Source organism: Chthonomonas sp., from assembly GCF_035294505.1.
Lineage (GTDB): Bacteria > Armatimonadota > Chthonomonadetes > Chthonomonadales > Chthonomonadaceae > Chthonomonas.
On record NZ_DATGKU010000051.1, the window covers coordinates 24347 to 35672 of the forward strand.

Below are 11326 nucleotides of genomic sequence, written 5' to 3' on the forward strand. Positions count from 1 at the left end.
TAGGAGGAACTTGCAAATGTCTAAAAAGCCTATCTACGACCAGTCCTGGCGCCTTCTCGGCTACAACGACGAGAAAGAGGACGGCTCGGGCACCGTCTACGACTCCATGTTTAGCGTGCGGGGCTATGTGCAGCCCAGCTACGGCAACTCGTCCAGCGTCACCGATGCCCTATTCGGTTATCGTGGCAGCATCCAACAGAGCTTCAACGGAACGTTGGTCGGCTACGATGCCAACTTTCAAGTTGTTGGATACTACGACCCGCAAACCGACTGCACATACGATGCCACCTATCAGTTCGTAGGCCATGGCAACCTGCTTCCCTGGCTCATCTCACGCGGCTAAAGGCTCAGCCCACCTGCACAAAGCCCCTAACCGAATCGGTTAGGGGCTTCTCTATTTCTTCCGTTCAAAAAAAAATTCCAAAGGTGTCCAAAATCTGATTGACAAAATGTGGTATAATGGTTTCTAGTAGATTCGCCTATACGGCCACATTCTAACCGAAAGGAGGTCCGGCGATGGCAAAAGGCCTCACGGAAAAACAACAACAGATTTTGGACTTCATCGTCAAGTACATCGAAGAGAAAGGCTATCCTCCCTCCATTCGCGAGATCGGCAACGCCTTTAACATCTCCAGCCTGCGCGGCGTCACCGTCCATCTCGATGCCCTGCAGCGAAAAGGCAAGATAACCCGCCTCAGCACCTCACGTTCCATTACGGTTGTGGGGCATACCGGCCCTGCTTCCCGCCACCGAGAGTTTCCGCTGGTTCCTCTGGTGGGTACCATCGCTGCCGGTCAACCCATCACGGCCACCCAAAACGTTGAGGGCTATGTGCCTGTACCGCCCAACCTTAGGGCAAGCGGCAATCTCTTTGCCCTTCGCGTACGCGGCGACTCGATGGTAGATGCCCATATCCTCGATGGCGACATCGTTATCGTGAAGGAGCAGAGCACGGCCAATAACGGGGACATCGTGGCCGTTCTGCTCGGAGACGAGGCCACCGTGAAACAGATACAGTTCACTCCACAAGGGGCCAAACTCATCGCCGCGAACCCAGCCTATCCTCCCATTCCTATTCAACGCGAGGATAGCCGCATTATGGGCAAGGTGGTCGGCCTCATCCGTAACTACGAAGGCACCGCACGGTTCTAAAGCGGTTGCGTTTGTGGAAGGGCGGTTCGTCTGCAAGGGGCACCACCAGCTTATGAAGGTTGGCCATAAAGGGGTAACCTACTCGGTTACCCCTATCTTTGGTTTCATTTGATTAACCACCGAAGGGTTTTGGCCTGCCCAAAAGGAAAGGCCCTGGCCTAATGTGTGGTTTGCCCGATAAATCCTACCAACCACGGTTACCCCGGCCCCGTTGGATGTGGAAATCCGGAGCGGAGGACTGGTTCAATCCACCTAACTTAGCCCCTTCGACTGTCACATGACTGAACTCGGCCGTTCCGGTCGCATGGTCTCGTATCTCGATCCCATATGTCCCCGCCCCGTGGATCGCAAGACCATCTACCGTCAAGTGGGAGACCCTGAATGGGCCGCGGATTTCAAACCCCTGATAAGTACTGTCATTGACCATGTCTTCCCGAATCACAATATGGGCGTTAATATCCTGTTTAATGGCACTGATCCAGATTCCCCCGAACGGCTCCTTCCCGTTGTATTCGTACCCCCCGGTGCGGTTCAACGTATTCCGCTCCACGACGACACTCCCCGCAAACGGGTACATCGGAAAGTTGGTGCTGATGTTGATGCCACCTCCAAATCCCATCGTGTCCGACAACACATTATCCGAGACGATGCTGTTTATCCCCCCGTATACAGCGATGTTGTTTGCGAGCCACGGGAGCTGCACCGTGTTGAAGCGGAACGTGTTGTCCTCGCTTGGCAGCTTCGTCTTGTATAGAGACGACCAAATCGCCAAACCGTCGTCACCCGTATTACGCAGCTCTGACTGCTCCACCATCGAGTGGCTTGTCCCCCCGGCAAAATTGATTCCGTCGGCCATCGTATCCCGAACACGTACCCCTACAACGTATAGGTGGTCGGTTGGCCAATTAATCCACAAGCCACACTTCTTATGTTCTATCCAAACATTCTGGATGATAGAATTCTTGCCCAAATCATCGTCAAAACCGTTGTCCGGAGCGCTGTCATCTCGGCGATTCGTAGTGCCCATGATGGCAAAGTCGTAGAATTGGAAGCTTCCCCCTTCTCCTTCAAACCCAGCGTTGGGGCCTGTCAACACAGAGTACCAAGGGCCCGCACCGCGAATCACCACTTTGCCACTGATGGGGATTCGCTTGCTCACGATGTTGTAGTTGCCCGGTGGAATCCATACCCCTTTGCCCTCCGATTCGGCTGTGGAAATCGCCTTTATGAACGCCGTTGCCGCGTCCTTACCGCTGTTGGGAACTGCTCCAAACTGAGTAACCGACACGTAATCCGCAGGCCGCGAATAGGGCTTGGGCACCTGTTCCATATCGATCAGGTCAATGAGGTACCAGGGCGCCTTATCACCTGAATCGCGCTGAAGCCTGATCAACGTACCTGCCGGCAACTCCCGGCCTAGCAACACGTGCACCTCGTCGTAGAAGTGATGAGGATTTCCATCTGCAGGGTTTTTGGACCAAGGAAACGCTCCGTATACCCAAGCATACTTGGAGGTCAATAGAACCTCACGGTCTTTGTGTCCATTGATGTAGAGACTGATAGATGCCGACATGCCGGTACCCGACGCGCTGTTTGGAATCGCGTAGCGAATATCTATTGCGTTGGCTGGCTTTACCAATCTGATCTGCACATACTGACTAGACTTAGCCAGCAGTACCGCACGCCGTCCGGATGACTCGGCCGCGTACGTGCCGTAATCTCTGCCAGGCCCGATGATGGTGCCGTTGGTCTGTCCGTCCTCTGCCTCATATTCAACATAGGGCAAAGAAGCCCCGCGCGATGCGTTGTCCGCGCCCTGAACCGAAATAGCATCCAAGTGAATGCCGCCCGAGTCCCCTTTGTCAACTTCTAACCAAAACGTGTTCAACCCGGCGCGCATCGGGATGGACTGGCGTTTGGTTTCCCAATTTGTCCATTGGCCGGTAGGTGCGAAGGACACTTGCCTAAGCGGCAATCCATTTACGTATTCCGTAAGAGTGCACGCTGCCTGGTTTCCGTTGGCGTACCGAATGGATACCGGATACCGTCCATCGGCCGGCACATTGACTGCGAATATAACACGACACTGCCCCACATTGGAAGCATCAAGACCATCCACGTATCCCGTGCCGTGGTAACCCATGTCCTTGTTATCTATATGGGCACCGCCCATCAACTCTGCCTGTTCCGCCTCAAATACGATCCATGAGGGAGACTGCAGGGACGCCGGCTCCGCTCGTACCGGATGCGTAAGACCGGCCAATAATGTATGCATAGGCGACGGCGTTGCGCAAGCTGCCAACGTGATCGCAGCTGCCAAGATTCGAATGGGTTGCCTCATTTGACCACCAACAGCCTAATAACCCTCCACACTTTGCCGATCGGCTCCAGAAGCTTACCTACTAGCCCTCTTGCTCCCAGATCGGGGAAAAAGAAGGAATAGGGGGCGAGCGGAATAGACTCGCTCTGCAAACTGCCTCTAGAACCGTAAGGCCATCAGCCCCACCCCCTGCAGGGGGTGGGGAGACCAACAAGCTCATTCTTGGTTTTCTTTGATAACCTTTCCTCTGGAAACTCATCATACTAGCCCCCTTTCTCCCTGATAGGGGGAAAGGACGGGATAGGGGGCGAACGAAATAGGCTTGCTCTGTTCACTTGCTCTAGAACCGATTTCATGATGGGGGTAACCTCAAGGCCGACGCCCTTCCCTCTCACCAGCTAAGACCGCAGTGTTGATGCCCGCAAGGACGAAAGGAAGGAATAGGGGTGAACAAAGCCGGCCTGCTCCGCAAACTGACTTAAGAACCGAAAACTTGCTTGCTAGTCGCGACGCTGTAGCTCCATAAGCAACTGCAAAATCAGCCAAAAGAGGTTGATGAGGTCTAGATAGAGGTTGATAGCTCCCACAATCTCCTCACCTGGGTAAAGTCGGCGCATGATCAAAGAGGTGTCGTACAAAACGTAGCCCGAAAAGATCAACACCCCGATGATGCAGTAGAGGGTATAGAGCGCCTCCACGTGCACAAACATCATCACTAAACCGCCAATGATGAGGGCGATCAGCCCCACAAACAACATCCCGCCCAAAAACGAGAAGTCTTTCCCAGACTGCAATGCATAGAGGGACAATCCCGCAAAAACGGCCCCTGTCAGCACCGCCGCCTCTAACGGAACCCCGGGCGCCACACGCGAAACAAGCGTCATCAATGGGCCGATGATCATCCCCTCCGTCGCCGAGAAGAGGTAAAACAGAGCGATGTTCAAACCGGTGGTACGCCGCGCAAACGCCATAATAATGCCCAACACAAGTTGCACAATGAGCAGCGGCAGCAGCATGGGCATAAGCGTGGCGGCAATGGCCTGCTGCGCACAAAAAGCGCTTACCAGAATGGTCACAAGCACCGAAACAAAGAACAGCCCATAGACCCGACGCACAAATGTCGCTCTTACTTCCGCAGGCGCCTCGGCCACGGTTCCATAGGTGGGCACAAACCCGTAGTTCATTACAATCCTCCTAAAAACCCCTTTTATATGCTAAGCATATCTAGAACTCTGATTCAGTATACCGCTTCCTCGTAAATACGGTTCCCACCCTCAAAACCGCATTGAGCAGGATTTTACTGCCCATAAGCAGAAGAGATAAGACGCCAAATAGACAGAAACCCTTTTAGGAGAGGCCGATGAGAGTTTACACCCTGATGTTCGGGCTAGGTCTTCTTCTCCTTACCGGCGCCACGATGACCTTGGCAGCCCGGCCCCGCGCCGATTTCTATGTGGCCCCAAATGGCAACGACAACTGGTCAGGACGCTTGCCCGCGCCTAACTCGCACCGTTCCGACGGCCCCTTCCTTACCCTTCAACGCGCTCAAATGGCCGTGCGCACCTTCCGACAACAACACCCTAACATACACCGTCCCGTCATCGTTCTCGTAAGAGGCGGATTCTACCCGCTGACAAAACCGCTTGTGTTTACCCCAGAAGATAGTGGAACCGCTGACTCTCCAACCGTTTTCGAGGCCTATGCCGGGGAAATACCCATTATCAGCGGGGGTTCCCTGCTTAAAAACTGGCGCGTTGAAGGGCCCGACCGCTGGACGACGACGTTGCCCGATGTCAAAAACGGTCTGTGGAACTTCTGCCAACTCTGGGTCAACGGGGAACGGCGCTATCGGCCCCGCCTGCCGATGAACGGCTACTACACCATTACGCAAGAGGGAACCTCCTCCCCGGCCGCTCAAGGAAAGGGGTTCGACCAATTCGGCTACGCGCCGGGCAGCTTCGACCCTCACTGGGCGAACCTCCACGATGTGGAGATTATCGTGTTTCATACTTGGGCCGCCGGACGCTACCATATTGCATCGCTGGACACAAACCGTTCTATCGTTACTTTAGAAGGACATACTCCTGGAACCGAGTGGTGGGCAAGCTTCCCAAAGGGAAATCGCTATCTTATTGAAAACGTGAAAGAGGCGCTCTCCCAGCCAGGTCAATGGTATCTTGACCGCCCCACCGGTGTCTTGACCTACTTGCCCAAAGCGCAAGAGCGATTACAAAGCGCCCAAATCGTCGCGCCTCGCCTCGACCAGCTTCTCATCCTTCAGGGCAATCCCAACACCGATACGCCGGTCTCCTACCTGGTCTTTCGCGGGTTAACCTTTGCTTACTCCAACTGGAATCTGCCCCTCGAAGGCCACGATGCCCCCCAGGCCGAAGTAGACCTCCCGGCGGCCATCGAGGCAACCATGGCGCATAACTGTCTGTTCGACCGATGCCGCATTATGCATACCGGTGCTTGGGCCATCTCGCTCGGCGAGGGTTGCCAAAACAATCGCATCGAAAATTGTGCTTTAACCGACCTTGGTGCCGGTGGCGTGAAGCTCGGAGAGACGATGATACGTGACCAAGCTCAACTCATCGCTTCAAACAACACCGTGCAAAACTGCCTTATCGCCGATGGAGGGCGCCTCCATCCGGCGGCTACCGGCATATGGATCGGCCAATCCCCCTATAATCGCCTTCTCAACAACACCATCGGTAACCTCTACTACACGGGCATCTCGGTGGGCTGGACGTGGGGCTACGGGAAGAGCCTTGCCCACGACAACCTCATCGAGAACAACCGCATCGAAAACATCGGCCAAGGCCTGCTCTCCGATATGGGCGGCATCTACCTGCTGGGCGTCTCGCCGGGAACGGTTCTCAAACACAACCTCCTGCACCACATCCGTTCCCTCACTTATGGCGGTTGGGGAATCTACTTTGATGAGGGCACCAGCGATGTTCTTGCCGAGGACAATATTGTATACGACACGAAGTCGGGCGGCCTGCACCAGCATTACGGCGCCAATAACCGTGTGATCAACAACATTTTTGCCCTCAATCTTGAAGCCCAGCTGGTGCGTACCCGTGCAGAAGACCACCTCTCGTTCACCCTGGAGCATAACATCGTCTACTATCGCCAAGGCACACTGCTCGGCTCAAACTGGTCTGGTAACAACTACCATCTTGACTATAATCTCTACTGGAATGCCGCGGGTCAACCGGTTACTTTCGATGGTATGAGCTTTTCCCAATGGCAACAGAAAGGGCAGGACATCCACTCACTCATCGCCGATCCCGAATTTGTTGACCCGGAAGAAGGCGATTTCCGACTAAAGCCAAGCTCTCCTGCTTTTAAGCTTGGGTTTAAGCCGATCTCATTGAAAGGCTTCGGATGCAACTTAGACCCGCACGAAGTGGCGGCCGCCCTTCATACCCCACCGGCTTTTCCGCTTCCTCAACTCGATGTGGGACAACGACCGTGAACGATCTGCCCAACACTATGCTCGCTGCCGTCTATCGGGGAAAAGATAGGGTGGTGCCCGAACGCCTCCCGATTCCAACCATCGGCCCCAAAGAGGTTCTTATTAAGGTAGAGGCTTGCGGCATCTGCGGCACCGACCTCAAAAAAATTCACTTCGGCCTCGTGGAACCGCCTCGCATCTTCGGGCATGAGATGGCAGGCCGTATCGTCAAAATCGGTGAGGAGGTGGAGGGTTGGGAGGTTGGGGAGCGCGTGGCGGTGGTGCATCATGTGCCCTGTCTTTGCCCCGATTGCCCCTACTGTCGCCGTCGTGCCTTTGCTCAATGTCCGGTCTACAAGCAAACCGGAACCACCGCCGGCTACGAGCCGGCGGGAGGGGGCTTTGCCGAGTTCGTGCGCGTGATGGAGCGGTGCGTAAAACATGGGATGATCCGACTGCCCCTCGACGTCACAGCGGGAGAGGCTGCCTTCATCGAGCCGCTTAACACCTGCCTCAAGGGCGTTCGCCAAGCCCAAATCCGGTCGGATGACGTTGTGCTGGTTCTGGGCCAAGGCCCCATCGGCCTTCTCTATACCCAGCTCTGCCGCAGAGCGGGAGCGCAGGTGCTGGTGGTCGATCCGCTTGCCTCGCGCCGCGCCCTGGCGCTGCGGTTTGGTGCCGAAGGCGCTTTTGCGACCACCGAGGAGGCAAAAAGCTACCTCACCCAAAACACCGCCGCCGGAGGGGCCGATGTGGCGATACTGGCCGTCGCCAACAGCAACCTGGTTCAGACAACTCTCGATCTCGTGCGTCCGGCAGGCAAAGCGCTGCTGTTCGCCCAGACCTATCTGCAGGACTTTACCCAAATAGATGCAGGAGCCATCGGCATGCTCGAAAAACAGCTTCTGGGTTCCTACAGTGGCGACATCACCCTGCTACAAGAGGCCGCAGACCTTATCTTTCGGCATGACATCGAGGTGCGACCGCTTATCTCGCACCGTCTACCGCTTTCATCTATTCAAGAGGCTCTCGCCCTCGCTTCGCACCCGAGCGAGAACACCCTTAAGGTGATTTTGCTGCCATGAACACGATGCAAGCCGCCGTTCTTTACGGTCCGGAGGATGTGCGGATCGAGGAGATGCCTATAGAGGAACCCGGCGAAGGAGAAGTACGGGTGCGAATATACGCCGCATTAACCTGTGGCACCGACGTGAAGGTCTATCGCCGTGGGTACCATGCGCGCATGATTCGGCCTCCCGCGCTGTTTGGGCATGAGTTTGCCGGGGTCATCGAGGCCATCGGGCCGAATGTTCAGGGGTGGCAGGTGGGTCAGCGCGTCGTTGCTGCGAATTCGGCCCCGTGCGGCCGATGCCTCTTTTGCCGACGTCGACAACCGGAGCTGTGCCGCGATCTGCTGTTCCTGAACGGGGCCTATGCTGAAACCATCCTCGTGCCCGCCCGCATCGTCGCAACAAACCTGTTACCCATACCACCCCACCTCGATTTTTCGGAGGCCGCCCTTGTAGAGCCTCTAGCCTGTGTCGTGCATGGGTTGGAACGTCTGTTTATTCGCCCTGGGGAGAGCGTGGCGGTGCTCGGCCTTGGCCCTATAGGCCTCCTGTTTGTACGCCTTTGCGTTCTGGCCGGGGCAAGAGTCCTTGCCGTTGGGCGACGTGAGGGACGGCTTGCGCTAGCCAAAGCGCTCGGTGCCGACAAAGTTTTCGATCTTCAAGCAGGAGAGGAGGTTTTTCAACACCTTAAAAGCCTCACGGAAGAGGGGCTAGGCGCCGACTGGGTTATCGAAGCTGTAGGTACCCCGCAGGCATGGGAGAACGCGATCGCGCTGGCCCGCCCCGGCGGAACGGTGTGTCTTTTCGGCGGCTGTCCCGCCGGCAGCTCTATCGCCCTAGATACCCATCGCATTCATTATGAGGAGGTCACCCTCACAAGCGCCTTCCATCATACGCCTAGCGCTGTTCGGCAAGCACTAGCCCTGCTCTCGGAGGGCAAGATTCCCACCAACCTCTTTCTGCAGCATTGGGCCAAGCTCTCTCAGCTTCCCGACGTGCTCGCCCGTCTGGCCAACGGCACACTCGACGCAGTAAAGGTGGTCGTTACCCCTGCCTAGAAGCGCTCGGATACGGATTTAGCCTGCAAGAAGAGACCTAGGTAGTCTGGGCCACCCGCCTTGCTGTCGGTGCCCGACATGTTGAACCCTCCAAACGGCTGTACTCCCACAAGGGCACCGGTGCATTTCCGGTTAATGTAGAGGTTTCCTACATGAAACTCACGCCGTGCCCTCTCGATGTGCTCACGGTTGTAGGAAAACAGGGCACCGGTAAGGCCGTACTCGGTGCTGTTGGCGATCTCCAGTGCGTGGTCAAAATCATCCGCCTTTATCACGGCAAGCACCGGCCCGAATATCTCCTCTTGAGCGATCCGAGCGTTCGGCGCCACATCCCGAAAGATGGTCGGATGAATAAAGTAACCGGTCTCGTCTGGCTCCGCAGGGTCTACTCCGCCCATCACAAGTTCCCCTTCCGTTTTGCCGATGGCGATATAGCTTTGGATTTTTCGGTAGGCGTCGGCATCTATCACCGCGCCCATATCTACGCCATACTGCACCGGATCGCCCACACGCAACCGCCGTGCCTGCTCAATAACCTTTTGCAGCAACGGCTCGTAGAGGTTTTTGTGTATGATGAGGCGCGAGCATGCGGAGCACTTCTGCCCCTGAAACCCAAAGGCTGACCGTACGATCTCGGTGGCAGTAGTTTCTAGCCCGACCCCATCATCCACAATAATGGCATCTTTGCCGCCCATCTCAAGAATGGCACGGCGCAAAAACTTTTGATTGGGCTGAACCGTGGCCACCCTTTGGTAGATGTGTATTCCAACCTCCTTGCTGCCGGTGAAAGCAACAAAGCGGATTTTTGGGTGCCCCGTCAACGCCTCTCCAACGGTCTCACCGGGGCCGGGCATCAAGTTGACGACCCCAGGCGGAAAACCCGCCAAATCTAACAGCTCCATCAGCTTGGCCGCAATAACGGAGGACTGCTCCGCCGGCTTCACGATCACCGTGTTGCCCGCCACCACCGCGGCCATCGTCATGCCGGTGAGGATGGCCAGAGGAAAGTTCCACGGTGCGATTACCGCCCCAACCCCCAAAGGCAGGTAGAAATAGACGTTCTCTTCGCCGGGGAAATCTACCGTGGGCTTACCCTGTCCCCATCGAACGGCCTCGCGGGCGTAATACTCCAAAAAGTCTATGGCCTCGGCCACATCGGCGTAGGCCTCGCTCCAGCTCTTGCTGACCTCATAGACCATCCAAGCCGCAAACTCGTAGATGCGACGGCGCAGAATAGCGGCCAGCTTTACCAGATGTCTTGCTCTTACCTCTGGCGAAAGGCTGGCCCATGCCGGAAAGGCGCGTTCCGCCTCTAAAACCGCCTTCTCTACCAACTCCGGCGGGGCCGTACAGACCTGGCCCACGACCTGATGCGGCTTGGCCGGATTGATGCTCACTAAGCGCTCCGTGCTCTCAATACGAGAGGTACCTAAATAGACCGGATAAAGCTTGCCCAGCTGCCCCGCAACGGCCTGCAGAGCCTCCTCCATCTTCTTGCGGGGGCGCTCCTCGCTGAAATTCGGATACGGATATTCGTTCTGAAACGGCGTAAACATAAGATCGGTTCCCTTTCTGAAAATAAATCTAAAAAAATCCTCTTCCCTATCTACTAGACTCTCGTAACGGCCTTCCCTGTTCCCGTGGAATTTTTATATAGTGCCTTCCGGGGCGTATGTTGCCGCGCACTAAGGCCCCCGCAGGCATCTCCACAACAACCCGCGTGCCCCAAATCGGCCCGCAGATTCTCCATGGCTTTACATGCAGGGCCTTATGCACCGCAAGACCGCTTTTGTCTAAAAAGAGAAGGTCAATCTCAAAGCGCATGCCAAAGGTATGTACCCCGTTGCACGGCTCAATCCATAACCCCTCGCTATCACCTAATCCCCTCTTACCGAGCAGCCCAACCACCTGCTTCCAAAACGTATCTGCAACATGCAAATTCTCGATCACCACGTTGCCGCTCTCTACTTCCAAAAGCGAATACAAAGCCTCTCCCATGCTATCAGTCTACCTCACGACACCCTATGGCCGCCGAAGCCGGCGCGAAACTTCGATATAAAAAAGATAGCAAACCATAGAGTTGCAATAGATTAGGTGGCAACAAAACGTAGTGCGCGCTGCAAAAAAAATTCTTCTTGACAAATTGGCATACAGGCTTTATACTTTTTTGATGACCACCGGGCATATACCGGAATTCGTTTCCTTCTTTAGGAGGACGTGTATGCAAATTAGAGGTCGTGTTAAGTGGTTCAGCAACGCTAAG

General features: G+C 55.6%; 9 protein-coding genes. 5 read left to right on the top strand and 4 right to left on the bottom strand.

The window, feature by feature from the left end; all coding sequences use genetic code 11:
- The first annotated feature begins 16 nt into the window (after positions 1 to 16).
- On the top strand, positions 17 to 343 hold the full coding sequence (locus VKV18_RS02395; RefSeq protein WP_324202632.1) for a hypothetical protein: 327 nt from the start codon (positions 17 to 19) through the stop codon (positions 341 to 343).
- Between the two features lie 173 nt (positions 344 to 516).
- Positions 517 to 1152, top strand: coding sequence for a transcriptional repressor LexA (lexA, locus tag VKV18_RS02400; protein ID WP_324202633.1), 636 nt, complete (start codon positions 517 to 519; stop codon positions 1150 to 1152).
- A 184-nt stretch (positions 1153 to 1336) separates the two neighbouring features.
- Here the strand turns inward: lexA and VKV18_RS02405 are convergent, their stop codons facing one another.
- Entirely contained in the window at positions 1337 to 3472 is a 2136-nt protein-coding gene (locus tag VKV18_RS02405; RefSeq protein WP_324202634.1) for a glycosyl hydrolase family 28-related protein, read from the bottom strand.
- Between the two features lie 500 nt (positions 3473 to 3972).
- Positions 3973 to 4656 (bottom strand): Bax inhibitor-1/YccA family protein, encoded by a 684-nt coding sequence (locus VKV18_RS02410; RefSeq protein ID WP_324202635.1) that lies wholly within the window; start codon positions 4654 to 4656, stop codon positions 3973 to 3975.
- 176 nt (positions 4657 to 4832) lie between these two features.
- Here VKV18_RS02410 and VKV18_RS02415 point away from each other — a divergent pair, with 176 nt between their 5' ends.
- The 3 genes from VKV18_RS02415 to VKV18_RS02425 are packed head-to-tail and all read left to right on the top strand — an operon-like array spanning position 4833 to position 9063.
- Positions 4833 to 6956 (top strand): right-handed parallel beta-helix repeat-containing protein, encoded by a 2124-nt coding sequence (locus VKV18_RS02415; RefSeq protein ID WP_324202636.1) that lies wholly within the window; start codon positions 4833 to 4835, stop codon positions 6954 to 6956.
- A complete protein-coding gene (locus VKV18_RS02420; RefSeq protein WP_324202637.1) occupies positions 6953 to 8020 on the top strand; it encodes an alcohol dehydrogenase catalytic domain-containing protein in 1068 nt (355 codons plus the stop codon). Before VKV18_RS02415 ends, VKV18_RS02420 begins: the two co-directional genes overlap by 4 nt.
- Entirely contained in the window at positions 8017 to 9063 is a 1047-nt protein-coding gene (locus VKV18_RS02425) for a zinc-dependent alcohol dehydrogenase (protein WP_324202638.1), read from the top strand. Before VKV18_RS02420 ends, VKV18_RS02425 begins: the two co-directional genes overlap by 4 nt.
- Here VKV18_RS02425 and pruA read toward each other — a convergent pair.
- On the bottom strand, positions 9060 to 10619 hold the full coding sequence (pruA, locus tag VKV18_RS02430; RefSeq protein WP_324202639.1) for an L-glutamate gamma-semialdehyde dehydrogenase: 1560 nt from the start codon (positions 10617 to 10619) through the stop codon (positions 9060 to 9062). The genes VKV18_RS02425 and pruA overlap by 4 nt on opposite strands.
- A gap of 46 nt (positions 10620 to 10665) precedes the next feature.
- Complete coding sequence (locus tag VKV18_RS02435; RefSeq protein WP_324202640.1) at positions 10666 to 11061, bottom strand: DUF192 domain-containing protein; 396 nt, start codon at positions 11059 to 11061, stop codon at positions 10666 to 10668.
- Positions 11062 to 11326 lie beyond the last annotated feature (265 nt).